This is a genomic window from Streptomyces sp. 2323.1 (genome assembly GCF_900221035.1).
Classification (GTDB): domain Bacteria; phylum Actinomycetota; class Actinomycetes; order Streptomycetales; family Streptomycetaceae; genus Streptomyces; species Streptomyces sioyaensis.
The window spans coordinates 6,476,550-6,493,304 of the sequence record NZ_LT907981.1 but is presented as its reverse complement, the minus strand read 5'-3'; the positions used below and the strand labels follow the sequence as shown (position 1 = coordinate 6,493,304).

14 protein-coding genes are annotated in these 16,755 nt (G+C 70.0%); 7 read left to right on the top strand and 7 right to left on the bottom strand.

The features are described 5' to 3' along the window. Window positions 1–15: 15 nt before the first annotated feature. Window positions 16–3,801 (bottom strand): DUF6531 domain-containing protein, encoded by a 3,786-nt coding sequence (locus CPH93_RS27965; RefSeq protein ID WP_096214427.1) that lies wholly within the window; start codon window positions 3,799–3,801, stop codon window positions 16–18. Next, window positions 3,798–4,529: a WXG100-like domain-containing protein gene (locus tag CPH93_RS27960; protein ID WP_096214426.1), complete on the bottom strand. Its 732-nt coding sequence runs from the start codon at window positions 4,527–4,529 to the stop codon at window positions 3,798–3,800. The genes CPH93_RS27965 and CPH93_RS27960 overlap by 4 nt, the downstream gene beginning before the upstream one ends. 496 nt (window positions 4,530–5,025) lie before the next feature. Here CPH93_RS27960 and CPH93_RS27955 point away from each other — a divergent pair, with 496 nt between their 5' ends. The 4 genes from CPH93_RS27955 to CPH93_RS27940 all read left to right on the top strand — a co-directional run bounded on the left by CPH93_RS27955 (window position 5,026) and on the right by CPH93_RS27940 (window position 8,610). Then, entirely contained in the window at window positions 5,026–6,090 is a 1,065-nt protein-coding gene (locus CPH93_RS27955) for a pentapeptide repeat-containing protein (RefSeq protein ID WP_159395057.1), read from the top strand. 239 nt (window positions 6,091–6,329) lie between these two features. After that, entirely contained in the window at window positions 6,330–7,268 is a 939-nt protein-coding gene (locus tag CPH93_RS27950; RefSeq protein WP_096214424.1) for a pseudouridine synthase, read from the top strand. A gap of 125 nt (window positions 7,269–7,393) precedes the next feature. Further along, a complete protein-coding gene (locus tag CPH93_RS27945) occupies window positions 7,394–8,077 on the top strand; it encodes an HAD family hydrolase (protein ID WP_096214423.1) in 684 nt (227 codons plus the stop codon). A 14-nt stretch (window positions 8,078–8,091) separates the two neighbouring features. Beyond that, window positions 8,092–8,610, top strand: coding sequence for an NUDIX hydrolase (locus CPH93_RS27940; protein WP_443031407.1), 519 nt, complete (start codon window positions 8,092–8,094; stop codon window positions 8,608–8,610). Between the two features lie 65 nt (window positions 8,611–8,675). Here CPH93_RS27940 and CPH93_RS27935 read toward each other — a convergent pair whose 3' ends face one another. Continuing rightward, entirely contained in the window at window positions 8,676–10,292 is a 1,617-nt protein-coding gene (locus CPH93_RS27935) for an ABC-F family ATP-binding cassette domain-containing protein (protein WP_096214422.1), read from the bottom strand. 354 nt (window positions 10,293–10,646) lie between these two features. Between CPH93_RS27935 and CPH93_RS27930 the strand changes: the two genes are divergently transcribed. From CPH93_RS27930 to CPH93_RS27920, 3 genes are all read left to right on the top strand, one after another. Continuing rightward, the gene (locus CPH93_RS27930; RefSeq protein ID WP_173909897.1) at window positions 10,647–11,048 is read left to right on the top strand and encodes a (2Fe-2S) ferredoxin domain-containing protein; all 402 of its coding nucleotides are present in this window, start codon (window positions 10,647–10,649) and stop codon (window positions 11,046–11,048) included. Window positions 11,049–11,213: 165 nt separating this feature from the next. Next, on the top strand, window positions 11,214–12,014 hold the full coding sequence (locus CPH93_RS27925) for a response regulator transcription factor (RefSeq protein ID WP_096214421.1): 801 nt from the start codon (window positions 11,214–11,216) through the stop codon (window positions 12,012–12,014). Further along, complete coding sequence (locus CPH93_RS27920) at window positions 12,011–13,174, top strand: sensor histidine kinase (RefSeq protein ID WP_093648838.1); 1,164 nt, start codon at window positions 12,011–12,013, stop codon at window positions 13,172–13,174. Before CPH93_RS27925 ends, CPH93_RS27920 begins: the two co-directional genes overlap by 4 nt. Before the next feature lie 25 nt (window positions 13,175–13,199). On the opposite strand, the gene CPH93_RS27915 is transcribed toward CPH93_RS27920, so the two are convergent. The 4 genes from CPH93_RS27915 to CPH93_RS27900 form a co-directional block, all read right to left on the bottom strand. After that, window positions 13,200–14,513: an MFS transporter gene (locus tag CPH93_RS27915; RefSeq protein WP_096214420.1), complete on the bottom strand. Its 1,314-nt coding sequence runs from the start codon at window positions 14,511–14,513 to the stop codon at window positions 13,200–13,202. Next, on the bottom strand, window positions 14,510–15,136 hold the full coding sequence (locus CPH93_RS27910) for a helix-turn-helix domain-containing protein (protein ID WP_096214419.1): 627 nt from the start codon (window positions 15,134–15,136) through the stop codon (window positions 14,510–14,512). Before CPH93_RS27910 ends, CPH93_RS27915 begins: the two co-directional genes overlap by 4 nt. A gap of 90 nt (window positions 15,137–15,226) precedes the next feature. Then, window positions 15,227–15,967 (bottom strand): cytochrome b/b6 domain-containing protein, encoded by a 741-nt coding sequence (locus CPH93_RS27905; protein WP_096214418.1) that lies wholly within the window; start codon window positions 15,965–15,967, stop codon window positions 15,227–15,229. Beyond that, window positions 15,951–16,703: a molybdopterin-dependent oxidoreductase gene (locus CPH93_RS27900; protein WP_093482384.1), complete on the bottom strand. Its 753-nt coding sequence runs from the start codon at window positions 16,701–16,703 to the stop codon at window positions 15,951–15,953. The genes CPH93_RS27905 and CPH93_RS27900 overlap by 17 nt, the downstream gene beginning before the upstream one ends. Window positions 16,704–16,755: the final 52 nt, after the last annotated feature.

Sequence of the window (16,755 nt, the reverse complement as noted above, 5' to 3'; positions counted from 1 at the left end):
CGACGCGTGCTCCTCTCATAGTCGGTGCCAGATTCTCTTATACTTGTTCAATTGTGGCATAGCCTCATGCGGGATGGGAACTTCGACGTCCGGGCCACCCTCATATGGCCTTTCGTATTTCTGGAAGTGGCGTCTATAGTCTTCGGCGGGTATCCTCACCTCAATGAGGCCTTCGCCGTAATGTTTTGCGTATTTAGTCAAAGGTAGCTCAAAATTGTCCTTTGAGAAATATGCGCGCCCATCATAGCCGGACGGATGGTGGTCCCCTCCAGGGAAATCTTCGGGCAAGTAGCCATGTTGCTCCTGATGCTGCCCCAATCCTGGCTGGGGAGCCTTGAATAGCCTGACCGGCTTCTCTTCTGACGGCTCATACGGTGCAAGTCCTAGCGGGTCGACAACCGTCAACGGGTTGCGTACATAGGAAACCGGATTGTCCGCCGGTTCTAGCCCCAAAGGATCCGGTGACAGGTAACGCGCCGTCGTCGGATCATAGTGCCGGAAATAGTTATAGTGTAGAGATGTCTCCGCATCGAAATACTGGCCTGGGAATCTCAGTGGCGTGTACGCCGTAGCTTCTCGGTTCCATATGGTGGCTCCTCCAAGCGTCGACCGCGCATGCCAGGCGATGTTGCCGGTTTCGGAGATGAGACCAGTGGGGCAGCCAGCGAGATCGGTGACAATCGCGAAGAAGCGCTCGTCGATCTCCGGTTGAGGTGCCGAAACCAACTCGGAGCCGCGCAGCTTGCGTTCCCGTTGGATCAGCGGGATGAGGCCCTGATGATCCCAGGTGAGGGTAATGGCGCGCTCAGTCTGCTCACAGAGGTTGTGGCCATCCCAGGTGAAGTCCACTCGCTCGGCGATGCTTTGGTTGTCCGAGGCCAGACGTAGCTTGGAGGTGCGGCGGCCGAGAGGATCGTAGGTGTACTTCCAGCAGGTGCCGTCGGGGGTGATGCAGGCGACCAGACGGTCTTGTGTGTCCCAGGCGTAGTGCCAGGTGTCCGGCTTACGGGATAGCCGGGTCTTCTGGCGCAGAATGGTGCGGCCAGCTGCATCGTATTCGTAGCGAACACCGCCCGCGCGATTGATGCGAGTGCCGGTGTACGTGCGCTCGCCGCGGGACTCGGGGGCTGGGTGGCGGTCGGGCCAGGTGGCGTGGGTCTGGTTGCCGGCTGTGTCGTAGGCGTAGGTCTCGCTCCAGTTGTGGGCGGAGACGGTGGTGACCCGGCCGGCAGTGTCGAGTTCGAAGTGGCGGGCGCCGTTGAGGTGGTCCTCGATGCCGGTGAGGTTGCCATCCGCGCGGTAGGTGTACGCGCGGTGCTGGATGGTTTCGGCAGCTGAGGTGATGTGCTGGTCGGTGAGCCGGCCGAGGACGTCGAAGGTGTGGGCGAAGGTGATGTCGCCGAGGGTGCGGGAGAGCTCCTGGCCCAGTGCATCCCGGGTGAAGGCGATGTTGCGACCGGAGGCGTCTAGCATGGTGCGCCGCCCGGCTGCGTCGTAGGTCCAGGTGCTCACCGCGCCGGTTGGGGTGGTGCGGGATATCCGGCGGCCCAGGGTGTCGTAGGTGAATGTGATGGTGCGGCCATTCACCGTCTCAGCGACGACCCTTCCGAATTCGTCCCGAGTGTAGGTGACTTCACTATCTGGTGCGGTGATCTCCGCCAGGTGTCCGGCAGCGTCATAGGCGAAACTCGTCAGCTCACCAGCAACGTCCTTGGTGGCTATGCGGCCCAGTGCGTCGTGGGTGAAGCGGATTGTGTGGCCGAGCGCTGTGGTGCGTGCGGTCAGTCGGCCTGCCGCGTCGTGCGCATAGCTCTGGGTGCGGTTGTCGAAGTCCGTCTCGGCGATCAGACGCCCGGCCTCGTCGTACTCGTATCGCCAGGTCAGGCCCTGAGGGTTGGCGACCTTCACGAGCTTGAGTTCGGTGTCGTGCATGAACTCGTGGCGTGCCCCGTCCGGTCCAGTGCGTGCCTGGAGCTGGTCGAAGTGGCCGTACTCGAAGGTGGTGACCTGGCCCAGGGGGTCGGTGTGGGCGATGCAGTTGCCCTCGCCGTCGTAGGTCCACGATTCCTGGGAGCTGTCCGGGTTTAGACGGGTCGCGATGTGCCCTTCGGCGGTCCAGGTGTAGTGGGTGGCGTTGCCGAGAGGATCGGTGACGGAGGTGGCGCGACCGAACTGGTCCCGGCGGAATCTCGTGACGGCGCCAAGGGGGTTGGTGACCGTGAGGGGGAGGCCGGCCTTGTCGCACTCGATGCGGGTCGTGTGCCCCAGCGGGTCGGTGACGGAGGTGAGGTGGCCGCGTTCGTCGTGGGTGAAGCGGGTGGTCTGGCCGGCGGGGTCGGTGACGGCGATCCGGTTGCCCTTGGCGTCGTACTCCTGGCGGACGGTGAGGCCGTCGGGGCCGGTCACCTCCGCTGGGAGGCCGAGGTCGGTGTAGGTGGCGGTGCTGGTGGAGCCGTCCGGGCGGACGATAGAGACGAGGTGGCCGTCCTCGTTGTACGTGAGGTGGGTGGTGTTGCCGAGGGGGTCGATGATCTGAACGGGCCGGTCGTCGGTGTCGTAGGTGGTGCGGGTGGTGTTGCCGAGCGGGTCAGTGACCGCAATGACTTGGAGGCGGTCGTTGATGAGGTACCGGGTGGGGAAGCCCTCCCCGTTGGTGTGTGTGGTCGTGCGGTGGCCGGTCTCGGGGTCGATGTCGCTGTAGGTGAAGCGGTTGGTGAGGTGGCCTTCGGCGCCGGCCTGGCTCGTGCAGCGGTGGCGGTCGTCGTAGGTGTACTCGTAGCGTGAGCCGTTGGAGTCCACCCAAGCGGTCATGCGGTGGTCGGTGTCGTACTCGAACCGGGTCACGGCGCCGGTGGAGTTGGTGACGGCGGCGAGATTGCCGTCATCGTCATGCTCGTAGGACCGGATCAGCTGATCTGTGCCGTCATCCGCGGCGCCGGCCAGGTGGAGGGCGGTGAGGCGACCGTTGTCGTCGCAGGTGAGCTTGAGCTCGTAGCCGGCGCTGTGCCGGACGGCGTAAGGGATGCCGGTCTCGTCGGCGTAGTCGAAGGTGATGCGGTGGCCGTTGCGGTCCGTGATCTCGTCGGGCAGGGCGATGCCGGGATGGCGCGGGGCGTCGCTGAAGTAGCGGGTCTGGCCGGTCTCGGGATCGTTGACGGCCCAGTCGTCCTGGAGGGTGCGCATCAGGGGCCAGCGCGGGCCGTGCTTGGGCAGCACGCGTTCGCCGGTCGCGGGTATCGGGTAGCGCAGCAGCATCCCAGACTCGGTGACGAAGATGACCTCTTCGCTGTCGATTTCCAGACGCTGGTCGATCGTGGAAGACCACGACGGCCCGATGTGACGCCCGATACGGGTCGACGACTCATATCTACGGGTGAAGACCAGCGGCAGGACGCCAGGCAGTGAGATATCGGTCTGGGTCAGGAATACCTTCCCCGTGGCGAGGTCGACCGGGTCGGTACCTTCCGTCTCCTTCGTCTCGTCCTTACGGGTACTGGCGTTTTCGTGGTCGGCTTCGGCCTGCTCGCGGGCCCCGCCGGACCGACCCCCACCGGACCTACGGCCACCGCCGCCGCTCGTGCCATGGGGCGCGTGTGGTGTGTCCTCCTTGCGGCCCTTGAGGAGCTTGTCGAGTTCCGCCGCGTGTTTGGCATCATTCTCGGCGTGGTTGGTGGCGACCTTCTTCAGGCGGTGGCCTGCCCCGTGGTACAGGTCCTGGACTGCCTTGCCGGCGTCCTTGCCCAGGGTCTTGCCGAGCTTCGCCGCGCCGTGCTCAAGTGCCTTGACAATCGGGTTGGTCATATGAAGCTCGCCCCCGCGGCCTTCGCTTCGAATTCGGCAGCGTGACCGGCCACCGTCCGTGCATGTGCGTGCAGCTTTTCCGCGCGTGCGTGCAGGGCCTCCGGATGGATGGAGAAGCCCTCCCCGCCACGTCCCCCGCCCCCACCGGAGACGCCGAGGGCGGATTCGGCGGCCTGGAAGACCAGGCCGCCCACGGCTTTACCGACCGTCTCGACGAGCGGATCGATGGCTGCCTCGATGACCTGGCCGATGATGTACTGCTCCAACTGCTGGACCAGGTAGTCCATCAGCTTCTCGGCAGCCTCGATCACCAACGCCTCAGCCGCTTCCGCGATGCCGAGGGTGGCGACGGCTGCGGCCTGGTCGGCGACGAATGTGATGGCCAGTACGGTGAGTTCGGCGATGGCCTCCAACTTCATCGCCACGATCGTGTCGGCTGCGATGTCCAGCGCGTCGGCCACTACGTGACAGGCGTTGACCAGCTCTGTCATGTGGCTGTCGGACATCTGGCCCCACTTGGCCAGCAACGCCTCGTACGACGCGCCCTGATACACGTCCTCCAGCTGCTTGACCGTGGAAGTGGATTCCTTGTGGGTGTCATCCACCTTCTGCGCAAAATCCCGCACGTGGGACCCGAATTCGCGGACCTTGTCCTCGTTGATGTCCGGCCAGTTCACCCCGATGAACTGCAGGAACGACACCACCTGGCCAGGCAGCTCGATCGCCATGCTGCTCCCCCTAGTTGAAACCCCGCAGCAGCTCACCAGACGTGGTTCAAGGGGGTGCAAGGAGCAGGCAAATGAATGTCCTAAACATGGCCATCAGTGTGTCTAGTGGTGTGGATCGGCAAGAAACCGTTGCTTCTTTGATTGGTTGTCTTGGCGTGGCCAGGTTCAGTAGGCAGGCTGCGGCCTCGGCGACATGGCGAGCCAGTGAGGGGGTCGGCGCCGGGCGGGTGACGGCCGTAGATCTCGACGACAAGGCTGAGCGAGCAGTTCGTGCGTGTGCGGGGCACATCGCCGGAGGGCCGGCGAGGCGGGTCTGCACCACGGCGAGCAAGCCTTGGGCGCAGGCGGGGCGTCGCCCCGGACGGTGCCGGGGCGGCGAGCCGTCACGGGTGGGTGGTGGCCAGGGCAGGCCCTTTCGGGCGAGAGGCGTTCGTTCGCGTAGGGGATGTGGACGAACCAAACACGCGAGACACATGACGCCGCCATGATGTCCGACATGAATTTGGTGAAGAGGCTCTGCCTTGTTCTGCTCCTCAGCGCTGTGGTTCTCGGCTACTCCCTGCTGCTCTGGCGCGGCCCCTGGTGGATCGACGGAAGCCACCTGCGTACGGAGGGCCTCCAGCCAGCAGATGGGGTTGTGATCACCGGCTTCCGCACCACGCTGGTCGCCTTGGGGGCCGGTCTCATCGCGGCGATCGGCCTCTACTACACGCACCGGACGCTGCAGCACACGAGGGAAAAGGACCGAGAGCAAGCCGAGATCGAACGCGAAGGGCAAGTCACCGATCGCTACGTGGAAGCGATCAAACTGCTGAGTTCCGACAGCCTCACCGAACGGCTCGGCGGGATCTATGCCCTGCAGCGCATCATGCAAGATTCCGTGAAGGACCACGTGACGATTATGAGCGTCCTCTCCGCGTACATCCGAACCTACCGATCCGTGCTGGATGACCGGCCGGCGGACTCTGCGAATGCAAGCCGGGCTCCCTCGTCAGCGCACCTGCCCGAGGACGTAAAGGCGGCGCTGTCGGTAATCGCCAAGAGACCAGAACGGAACCTATCCGATGAATGGGTCGATCTGCGCAGCATGGACTTCCGAGGAGCGGATCTGCGTGAGGCGGATCTGCGGGCGGCAGACTTGAGAGAGGCTAAGTTCGAAGGAACGAGCCTGCGTGGTGCCGTGTTGCGCGGGGCGAACCTTCGCGGGGCGAATCTCCGTTTCGCCGACTTGAAGGGCGCCGATCTGCGCAGCGCGGACCTGAGGGGCGCGGACCTGCATGTTGCGGACCTGGAATCGGCCGACCTTCGAAAAGCCAATCTCGGTAGTGCCGTGCTCCGTGGGGCGAACTTCCTGTACACGAACCTCGGCGATGCGGACCTTCAGCGTGCTGATTTGAGGGAGGCCGACCTCGCCGTGAGCGGGAAGACCGAAAACGGGCACCTTGAACCCACCCAAGTAGCCAAGGCGCACATCTACCGATCGACCAGACTGCCCACACCAGTAGCTGCGCAGGCCGTGGTTCTGAACCGTATCGAGGCGTGTGAGGCAGGCCCTCGGTGACGGCAATTGCAATTCGCCCCTCACCGGCATGTGCGTATGGTTCAAGTCCCCCACGGACACTTTCCATCAATCATCGCCCGCTCGGCTCCGGCCGCGCGGGCGTCGGTCGTTTTGCGGCCGGTCCGTGGCGCGCGGGCGCCGGGGAAACGGCGGGATCGCGCCGATCGGCGGCAAGGCTGAGCCCTCGCACGATCGGACCGCGACTTGAGCCGGCGGCCGTCCCGGTGTTCCCTTGCCAGGTGAGACGCAGAGCCCCGATTCCTCCTGCCCCGCTCCCCCAGCGTGACGGCATCGATCCCGTGCGGGTGCGGCTGCCCGCTGATCCGGAGGGGCGGTGGGGGACGGTTCGTGAGCATCTCGTCGAGCGGTTTGAGGGGGCGATCGGGGTCGGGCGGGTGGGCGCGATGCTGGAGGCGGGGCGGTTTGTGGGGGTGGACGGGGTGCTCGGTGGGGGCGAAGCGTATGTGGCGGGGCGGTATGTGTGGTTCCACCGGGACTTCGTGCCGGAGGTGCCGGTGCCGTTCGAGGTGGGGATCGTCCATCAGGACGAGCGGATCGTGATCGCCGATAAACCGCACTTTCTGGCCACCACGCCGCGGGGGCGGCATATCACCGAGACCGCGGTGGCGCGGCTGCGGCGCGATCTCGGGATGCCTGCCTTGCAGCCAGCGCACCGGCTCGACCGGCTGACGGCGGGGCTGGCGCTGTTCGTCGTACGGCCCGAGGACCGGGGTGCGTATCAGGGGCTGTTCAGCGGGCGGCGGGTGCGTAAGGAGTACGAGGCGGTGGCGCCGTACGACGGGCGGGTGGCGCTGCCGGTGACGGTGCGCAGCCGGATCGTGAAGGAGCGCGGGGTGATCGCGGCGCGTGAGGAGGCCGGTGCGGTCAATGCGGAGAGCCGGATCGAGCTGGTCGAGCGGCGCGGTGGGCTCGGGCGCTACCGGCTGCTGCCCGCGACCGGGCGTACGCATCAGCTGCGGGTCCATATGAACGGCCTCGGGCTGCCGATCCGCCATGATCCGGTGTATCCGGTCGCCCGGGATCCGGCCCCTGACGACTTCTCCACGCCGCTGCAACTGCTCGCCAGGGTGCTGGAGTTCACCGATCCGGTCGACGGGCGGACCCGGCGGTTCGAGAGCCGGCTGCGGCTGGCGGAGTGGGACGGCGGCGGAGAGTGAAGACCTGGGCGCGGCGCCGTCCGGTTCTTCCACGGCTCCGGCCGCGCCGTATTTCCGGTGCGTCCGGACCCGGTGCGTGCGTAGGGTGCGCGGGTCGGTGACGTGGGAGAAGGGCGTGCTGTCGGATGCTGATCTTCGATGCGGATGACACGTTGTGGGAGAACAACGTGATCTACGAGCGGGTGATCGAGGAGTTCCTGGAGTGGATGACTCCGATGGCCCCTCCCGGGCTCGGCCGGGCCGGGGTCCGGGCCGTGCTCGACGGGATCGAGGCGGCGAACGCGGTGACCCTCGGCTACGGCAGCAAGGTCTTTCTGCACAGCCTCGGGCAGTGTGCGGCACAGCTGCGGGGGCGGGACGCGACGGCCGAGGAGTCGGCGCGGATCTCAGGGTGGGCGGCGGCCTTCGCCGGGGAGCGGGTGGAGCTGATGCCCGGGGTGGCCGAGACCCTGGCGGAGCTGGCCCGGCGGCATGAACTGCTGCTGCTGACCAAGGGCGACACCGAGGAGCAGCGGCGGAAGATCACGGCGTCCGGGCTGACCCGGCACTTCCGGGACGTGCACATCGTGGCGGAGAAGAACACCGCCACGTACGAGGAGCTGACCCGCGCCTACGGTCTGGTGCCGGCCTCGGCCTGGATGATCGGGAACTCCCCCAAGTCGGACATCCTGCCCGCCCGTTCCGCCGGCCTCAATGCGGTGTTCATCCCCCATCAGCACACCTGGGTGCTGGAGCACGCCGACCTCGACCCGGCCGACGAGAAGGTGCTGCGGCTGTCGGCGTTCGGTGACTTGCTGCGGCATTTCTGAGGGGGGAGAGGCGAGTGAGGGTGGGAGGCGACGTGAGGGTGGGTGGGGACGTGACTGTGGTGGGGCCCAAAGATCCCAAGGAGCCCAAGAGGCCCACGGTGTCCTGTGTGTTCGTGTGTCATGACGGCGCGGGGCGGGTGTTGTTGGCCCGGCGCAGCGCGGGGGCCAGGGATGAGCCGGGGGCCTGGGACTGTGGCGCGGGGGCGTTGGAATTCGGTGAGTCCTTCGAGCGGGCCGTGGCGCGGGAGGTGTACGAGGAGTACGGCGTGCGGCCGCTCGGCATCGAGCAGATCGGGGTGCGCAATGTGCTGCGCGGTGATCCGGTCGACTCGCACTGGGTCGCGGTGGTCTTCGCCGTACGGGTGGAGCGGGATGAGGTGACGATCGGCGAACCGCACAAGTTCGATGCGCTCGACTGGTTCGCTCCGCATGCGCTGCCGGTGCCGCTGCATTCGCAGTGTGGGGCGACTCTGGAGCTGTTCGAAGCGGGTGGTGGTGCCCGTGAACGGTGGCCCGGTCGTCGGCAAGGCTGATCGAGGCTGGGGACGGGTCGGTGCGGGGGCGGAGATGCAGCCCGCCCCCGCACCGGGCCGGGTGTCTACAGCGGTGCTGTGCCGGTCAGTTCGCCGTCCTCAAGGGCCAGCCATCGTGTGATGCCGATCTCCCGCAGGAATGTCAGATCGTGGCTGACGACGACCAGGGCGCCCTCGTAGGACTCCAGGGCCGTGACGAGCCGGCGGACGGACGCGATGTCGAGGTTGTTCGTCGGCTCGTCGAGCAGCAGGAGCTGCGGGGCCGGTTCGGCCAGCATGAGCGCGGCGAGCGAGGCGCGGAAGCGTTCGCCGCCGGAGAGTGTGCCGGCCTGCTGGTCGGCGCGGGCCCCCTTGAACAGGAAGCGGGCAAGCCGGGCCCGGATACGGTTCTGGGTGGCGTCCGGGGCGAAGCGGGCGACGTTCTCGGCGACGGTCAGGGCGTCGTCGAGGACATCGAGGCGCTGCGGCAGGAAGCGGTAGGGGACATGGGCTTGGACCGTGCCGCCGGCCGGCGGGAGTTCGCCGGCGACGGTGCGCAGCAGGGTGGTCTTGCCGGAGCCGTTGCGGCCGGTCAGGGCGATCCGTTCGGGGCCGCGTACCTCCAGGTCGGTGGGTGCGCCGTAGCGGGTGTGCAGGGCGTCGAGGGTGAGCACGGTGCGGCCCGGGGGCACGGCGGTGTGCGGCAGGTCGATACGGATCTCGTCGTCGTCCCGGACCGCTTCGGCGGCCTCGTCGAGGCGCTCCCTGGCCTCCTTGAGGCGTTCGGTGTGCATGATGCGGTGTTTGCCGGCGGATACCTGGGCCTCCCTCTTGCGTTCGTTCATGACGATCTTCGGCTCGCGCTTGATGGCGTTCATCTTGTTGCCGTAGCGGGCCCGGCGGGCCAACTTGACCTGGGCATCGGCAAGTTCGCGCTTCTGGCGCTGGACATCGGCCTCGGCGACGCGCAGCATCCGCTCGGCCGCCTCCTGTTCGACGGCCAGGGCCTGTTCGTAGGCGTGGAAGTTGCCGCCGTACCAGTGGACCTCGCCGTCGCGGAGGTCGGCGATCCGGTCGACGAGCTGGAGGAGTTCGCGGTCGTGGCTGATCACGACGAGCACCTTGGACCAGCCGGTGACCGCGGCGTACAGCCGCTCCCGAGCCGCCCGGTCGAGGTTGTTGGTGGGCTCGTCAAGCAGCAGCACGTCCGGCCGGCGCAGCAGCAGGGCCGCCAGCCGCAGCAGGACGCACTCGCCGCCGGACACCTCGCCGATGGTGCGGTCGAGGTCGATGCCGGGCAGCCCGAGCTGGTCGAGGGTGGCGCGGGCGCGCTCCTCGACGTCCCAGTCGTCGCCGACGGCGGTGAAGTGTTCCTCGCGGGCGTCGCCGCCCTCGATGGCGTGCAGGGCGGCGCGGGCCCGGGCGATGCCGAGGACCTCGTCGACCCGCAACTGGGTGTCGAGCGGGGCGTGCTGTGGGAGGTAGCCGATCTCGCCGGCGACCTTGATGCTGCCCGCGGTCGGGGTCAGCTCGCCGGCGATCAGCTTCAACAGGGTTGATTTTCCGGCCCCGTTGAGGCCGATCAGGCCCGTACGGCCGGGGCCGATGGTCAGCGGGAAGTTCTCCAGGACGGTGCCGCCGTCGGGCCAGGCGAAGCCGAGGGCGGTGCAGACGATGGAGGCGGAGGTGGGGTGCGTAGACATACGGGTCTCCTGGGCGCGAGTGGGAGGGAGGGGACTGCGCGGGGAGACACCGCGCCGGGAACGCGGGGGTGCGCCGGGGTACGCGGTTGCGGTACGCCGAGGTCACGGACAGGCTGCGCGGGCATGATCCGCCGCTCCGGAATGCCGGGAGCACAGGGCGGATTGCCTCTTGTGGGCGCGGTGTCTCAGAACCTCAGACGAGCAACGGCCTTCTCCGATCGGCGGCAATGGAACGGGGATGACAGTACGGGGGCGGCAGTCAAAACGCAAACGCATTTTTTGTTGCGTTTATTTTGCCCCCACACCCCGGATCCCCGTACCGTGCGCCGGAGCGGCCCCCGTAGCATGGGCCGGATGATCAACAAGCGTGCCGGTCGGGCGGCCACTGCGGCCCCGTGCCGGGTCACCGTGTGCCGCGGCTGTTGCTGCGGCGATGCGGCCAAGATTCCGGGGGTCGACCACACCGGGCAGATACCGCGGTTGCGTGCGGCGCTGGACGGCGCGGCACCGGTGCGGGCCTCGGAGTGTCTGGACGTCTGCGACCAGGCGAATGTGGTCGTGGTCCAGCCGTCGGCCGCGGGGCGGGCGGCCGGCGGGCGGCCCGTGTGGCTGGGGCTGGTCAACGACGACGACGCGCTGGCGGACATCGCCGCCTGGATCCGCGCCGGCGGCCCCGGCCTCGCGGAGCCGCCGGGCGTCCTCGACCTGTACGCGATCACGGTGTCGCGGCGGGTACGGGAGGGGCTGGAGGGCTGAGCCGCCGGGCCGCCGCGGCCCGCCCGGCGGCGTACGACAGCGCGCGGGAACACCGTCACCGGTTACCGGAGTCTTACGGATGCGGCCCCGGCCGCCCGCCGCCGCGAGTGCTGGTGTTGGCTGGCACCATGACCTGCCGCCTCCCGGGAATGGCACGCTGACCCCGTGCACCCCGCCACACCGCCCTCCGCGCCGCCGCCCGGCACCGTATCCGGGCCGCCGCGCCGTGTCCTGGTCGTCGAGGACGATCCGACCGTCGCCGAGGTCGTCACCGGCTATCTCTCCCGCGCCGGCTACGCCACCGCGCACGCCTCCGACGGTTTCGCCGCCCTCGACCGGGCCGCGGACCTCCGCCCGCATCTGGTCGTGCTCGATCTGATGCTGCCGGGCCTCGACGGCCTGGAGGTGTGCCGGCGGCTGCGCCGGTCCGCCGACGGCCCCCCGGTGCCGGTGGTGATGCTCACCGCGCGCGGCGAGGAGGCGGACCGTATCGCGGGCCTGGAGCTGGGCGCGGACGACTATGTGACCAAGCCGTTCAGCCCGCGGGAGCTGGTGCTGCGGATCGGCTCGGTGCTGCGCCGTGCGGAGTCCGCGCCGCCGGCCGCGTCGGCGGCCGCCGTACTGCGGGCCGGGGACCTCAGCGCCGACCCCGCCGGCCGGCGGGCCGAGCGTGCGGGGCGGGAACTCAACCTGACCGCCCGCGAATTCGATCTGCTGGTCTTCCTGATGCGCCACCCCGGACAGGTCTTCTCGCGGGACGAGCTGCTGCACCGGGTCTGGGGCTGGGAGTTCGGCGATCTGTCCACGGTGACCGTGCATGTGCGGCGGCTGCGCGAGAAGATCGAGGCGGACCCGGCCGCGCCCCGGCTTGTGACGACGGTCTGGGGCGCCGGCTACCGCTTCGACCCCGTACGGAGCGAGCCGCCGCAGGACGGGCCGCTGCTGGAAGGCGACCTGCTGTCATGACCGACTTCCTGGTCATCGTGGCGCTGGCGGCGCTCGGTGCGGCGCTGGCGGGACTGCTCGCCGCGCCCGCGGTACGGGTCCTGCGGCGGCGTTCGGTCGCGCTGTCGCTGTTCGCGGTGGCCGCGCTGGCGGTGGCCGCGATGGCGGCGGGCACGGTGGCGGTCGCCCAGGCGATGTTCCTGTCCGGGCACGACCTGGGCGTGGTGATGGCCGTGGTGGCCGTCTCCGGAGTGGTGTCGCTGGCGGCCGCGCTGCTCTTCGGGCGGCGGATCGCGGCGGGCAGCCGGGAGCTGGCTCGTTCGGCCCGTACGGTCGGCAGCGAGGGCGGCTTCGTGGCGCCCACCGAGCCGCCGACGGCCGAACTGGCCGCACTGTCAAGGGCGTTGGAGGAGACCAGTGCGCAACTTGCCGACGCGCGGGAGCGCGAGCGGGCCCTGGACGCCTCCCGGCGGGAGCTGATCGCCGGGATCTCCCACGATCTGCGCACCCCGCTCGCCGGGCTGCGGGCGATGGCCGAGGCGCTGGAGGACGGGGTCGCCGAGGACACCGCGCGCTACCACGCACGGATGCGGGTCGAGGTGGGCCGACTGGCCGCGATGGTCGACGACCTCTTCGAGCTCTCCCGGATCCAGGCCGGGGCGCTGTCCCTGACGCTGTCCCGGGTGTCGGTCTACGACCTGGTGGACGAGGCGCTCGCGGGCGCCGGGCCGCTGGCGCGGGCGAGCGGGGTGCGGCTGGTGGCCGGCGGGGTGGTGCCGCTGCCGGTGCAGGTGGACGCCCAGCAGCTCACCCGCGTCCTGGGCAATCTGCTGGTCAACGCGATCCGTGCGACCCCGGCCGACGGGACCGTCGCGGTCAGCGCACGGCAGGAGCAGGGCCGGGTGGTGCTGGCGGTGGAGGACAGCTGCGGCGGTATCCCGCCGGAGGATCTGGGGCGGGTCTTCGACACCGGCTGGCGCGGCGGTGCGGCGCGCACACCGCGGGCGGACGGCGAGAGCGGCGCCGGGCTGGGGCTGGCGATCGTGCGCGGCATCGTGGAGGCACATGAGGGCCGGACGACGGTGCGCAACGCCGGGGCGGGCTGCCGCTTCGAGGTCGAGCTGCCCACCGTGGGGCCGCCGCCGGCCACGGACGCAGCGGCACTGCAACCGGCCGGGTGACGCGCCCCGCGTGACGGTCCCTGCCTCAGGCCCCCGGCAGTGGCGTCACGCCGTCCCGCCCCGCCGGCTCCGGGCCGCGCGCACCGGGCCCCGGCTCGTCCTCCACTGACCGTACCGGCAGGTCGCGCACCCGCCCGATCGGTGAGAAGAGCAGGACCAGGGCGGCCAGCGGCACACCTGCGGTCGTGATCCACATGGCCGGGCGGACACCGAGGGCCGAGCCGAGCGCCCCGCCGAGCAGCGCCCCCAGGGGCAGCGTGCCGTAGTTGAGGAAGGCGCTGCCGGCGATCAGCCGGCCGAGCAGGGCAGGCGGGCAGTACCGCTGCTGGAAGCCCACCTTGAGGACGTTGCCCGCCACCACCCCCGCGCTGACGCCGAAGCTGCCCGCGACGTAGAGCAGCGCCCCGGCGCCGTGGACGGCGAGCGGCATGAGCAACGCGGCGCTGGACAGGCCGAGTTCGGACAGCAGCAGGGCGCGGGCGGTGCCGAACCGGCCGGCGGCCCGGCGCGCCAGGAAGGCACCCGCGACACCTCCCGAGGCGCCCAGCGCCAGCAGCCCGCCGACCGCGCCGGGCGCCAGGCCGACCTCGCGGACCAGGAAGACCGCGGCGATCGACTGATAGCCCATGAGCGCGAGGTTGGAGACGGCGCCGAAGAGCGTCAGCGTACGGAACCACACATCGCCGGCGACCAGCCGCAGCCCCTCGGCGAGCTCCGCGGTCATGGCCCGCAGCCCCCGCTCGCGGGCCGCCGGGCGCGCCTCACGGTGCCGGATGCCCCGCAGACACAGCAGCGCGATCAGGAAGGTGGCGGCGTTGACGGACAACGCGTTGACGGCGCCGGCGAGTTGGGCGAGGAGGCCGCCCGCCCCCTGGCCGGCGAGCTGCGCCGCCGAGGCGCTGCCGTGCAGCTTGGCGTTGCCCTCGGCCCGGTCGGCCGGGGCGAGCAGCGTGGGCAGATAGGCGCTGTAGGCGGTCTGGAAGACCACCGCCGCCGCACCGGCCAGCAGGGCCACGGCGATCAGCAGGCCGAGCGGGAGTCCGCCGGACCGGGCGAGGAGCGGGACGGCGGTGAACAGCGCCAGCGACAGACCGGCGGCGCCCAGCATCAGGGGACGCCTCCGCAGCCGGTCCACCCATACGCCGACCGGCAGCCCGATGATCAGCCACGGCAGCCAGCCGCAGGCGCCGAGCAGTCCGACCGCGAAGGGGGAGGCGTGCAGGGTGGTCACGGCCACGAGTGGCATCGCCACATTGGTGAGTGCCGCCCCGAACTTGCCCGCCGTCTCCCCGCACCACAGCAGCCGGAAGTCCCGGTGCCGGCGCAGCAGTCCGCTCATCGCTCGCCCCGCCCCTTGCGCGGGAAGGACTGCAGCTGGACGAGGACCGGCTGCCCCTCCGGCTCACCGGCACCGGACGCGCGCTGCGCCGCCGCCCGGTGCCGGTCGACGACCTCGGCCAACTCCTCGTTCAGCGCAGCCAGTTGTGCGGAGCTGAGCCGCAGGTCGTGCCACTGGGTGAGGGTGCCGGCGTGCCGCCACTCGGCGTCCCAGTCCTGGGTGAGGTAGTCGACGACCCGGTGGAATTGCTGCTGCACCAGTTCGTGCACATAGACGGACAGGGCGCCGCGGGTGTCCGGATCGTCGCGGAACTCGGTGGTGTTGAGGTTGTTGCTGACCCGGGCCGCCCGCCACCAGCGCTCGCGCCGGGTGCCGCGCCCGGTCTCCTCCTCGATGAAGCCGTGTGCGGCGAGGTGGCGCAGATGCCAGCTGACCGTGCCGGTGTTCTCGCCGAGGCGGCCGCCGAGCCCGGTGGCGGTGTCCGGGCCGTCGAGCCTGAGCAGTTCCAGGATGCGCATGCGCAGGGGGTGGGCGAGGCCGCGCAGACTGCGGGCGTCCATCTGCCGGGTGGGCGGAGCACCGGAGGCGGCCGGCCGCGACGGCGGCCCAGGGGTGTCGGTCATGGACGGCAGGCTAGGACCGCAGAGGGTCCTTTGCAGAGGGTTCTCTGCATAGCTGTCTGAAATTGATACCCCGGCAGGTCGGACGGGTCGTCAGGCCCGTGGCTCGCGCCGGTTCCCGTCCCGCGCCCCGTCGTGCTCCCCGTCGTGCTCCCCGTCCCGCATCTCGTCCCGCGCCCCGTCCCCATGCCGCCACAGCGGATGCTCGCGCCGGGCCCACCGCGCATCGACGGTGCCCGTCCGCATCCCGCGGCGGGACTCGGGATCGCCGTACGCCTTCCCGACATGACCGGCGATCACGAGGATCACGGCGAGGGCGAGCCAGTCATGGACGAACGTGGCGCCGGTGCGCCAGACCAGGGGCACGGGCGTCCCCGCCCGGACGAGGCCGAGCGCCTGCGGGAGGGTGGACCACATCAGCAGGCCGGTGCCGAGCATCACCAGCACGGCGCCGGCGATCCAGGCGGCGTAGAGCTTCTGGCCGGCGTTGAACTTTCCGGCCGGGCGGCCCCCGCGGCGGCGCAGGGCGGCACTCAGCCACCGGCGGTCGTGCGGGCCGTAGCGGTTGAGGAGGGTGAGGTCGGCGCGCAGGGCCCGGGAGAAGAGGCCGAGCAGCACGGGCACCGGCAGCAGGATGCCGGACCACTCGTGGACGGTGACCATCAGGGCGCGGCGGCCGACGAGTTCGGCGAGGAAGGGGAGGTAGAGACAGCCCGCGGTGAGCACGCAGACGGCCATCAGGGCGGCGGTGGCCTGGTGGACCCGGTGTTCGGCGGGGGTGAAGCGCCGTACCCGAGGTCGGGCCGCGGACGGCTCGTCAGGTGGTGGGGGCATCGTCGCGTCCGTTCGACCGGCCGACCCAGGCATCGACGTCATATCCGAGGTTCTCCCAGTATCCGGGCGCGACATGGTCGGTGACGGTGATCCCGGAGAGCCACTTCGCCGACTTGTAGAAGTACATGGGCGCGACATAGAGGCGGACCGGGCCGCCGTGGGCATGGGCCAGCGGTTTGTCCTGCATCCGCAGGGCGACCAGGACGTCGTCACGGCGGGCCTGGGCGAGGGTGAGGGATTCGCTGTAGGCGCCGTCGAAGCAGGTGAAGCGGACCGCCTTGGCCTCGGGGCGGACACCGGCGGCGTCGAGCAGCGCCGAGAGGCGGACGCCCTCGAAGGGGGTGCCGGGCACCCGCCAGCCGGTGACGCACTGGACGTCCCGCACGAGCCGGGTCTGCGGCATCCGGCGCAGGTCGTCGAGGCGGTAGCTGGTGGGGTGGCGGACCAGGCCGTCGACCGTGAGGCGGTAGGTGCGGGCGTCCTTGTCCGGTACGGAGCCGGTCACCGAGTAGTAGCGGAAACCGCCGCCGGCCGGGAGCAGACCGGACAGCCCGGTGGGGTCCTTCTGGGCGGCGGCGCCGAGCGTCTCGTCGTAGGCACGCTGGAGGAAGGGCGCCGCGGCGACGCCGGCGGCACCGGCGGCGAGCATGCCGAGCACCACGCGGCGGCCCACGGGGGCGCCGCGCCCGTCCTCGCCGCCGCCCGCCGCGCGGGCCGGATTCGCGTCCTTGGTCATTCCACGATTCGAACACCCCGCGGCCGCCGGGGCCAGCGTCCGGGCCCCGGCG

Coding starts and splice junctions, on each gene's coding strand:
- CPH93_RS27965 (WP_096214427.1), bottom strand. CDS start 3,801: ATGACCAACCCGATTGTCAAGGCACTTGAGCACGGCGCGGCGAAGCTC.
- CPH93_RS27920 (WP_093648838.1), top strand. CDS start 12,011: ATGACCGACTTCCTGGTCATCGTGGCGCTGGCGGCGCTCGGTGCGGCG.
- CPH93_RS27945 (WP_096214423.1), top strand. CDS start 7,394: ATGCTGATCTTCGATGCGGATGACACGTTGTGGGAGAACAACGTGATC.
- CPH93_RS27900 (WP_093482384.1), bottom strand. CDS start 16,703: ATGACCAAGGACGCGAATCCGGCCCGCGCGGCGGGCGGCGGCGAGGAC.
- CPH93_RS27915 (WP_096214420.1), bottom strand. CDS start 14,513: ATGAGCGGACTGCTGCGCCGGCACCGGGACTTCCGGCTGCTGTGGTGC.
- CPH93_RS27955 (WP_159395057.1), top strand. CDS start 5,026: ATGAATTTGGTGAAGAGGCTCTGCCTTGTTCTGCTCCTCAGCGCTGTG.
- CPH93_RS27905 (WP_096214418.1), bottom strand. CDS start 15,967: ATGCCCCCACCACCTGACGAGCCGTCCGCGGCCCGACCTCGGGTACGG.
- CPH93_RS27935 (WP_096214422.1), bottom strand. CDS start 10,292: ATGTCTACGCACCCCACCTCCGCCTCCATCGTCTGCACCGCCCTCGGC.
- CPH93_RS27960 (WP_096214426.1), bottom strand. CDS start 4,529: ATGGCGATCGAGCTGCCTGGCCAGGTGGTGTCGTTCCTGCAGTTCATC.
- CPH93_RS27910 (WP_096214419.1), bottom strand. CDS start 15,136: ATGACCGACACCCCTGGGCCGCCGTCGCGGCCGGCCGCCTCCGGTGCT.
- CPH93_RS27930 (WP_173909897.1), top strand. CDS start 10,647: ATGATCAACAAGCGTGCCGGTCGGGCGGCCACTGCGGCCCCGTGCCGG.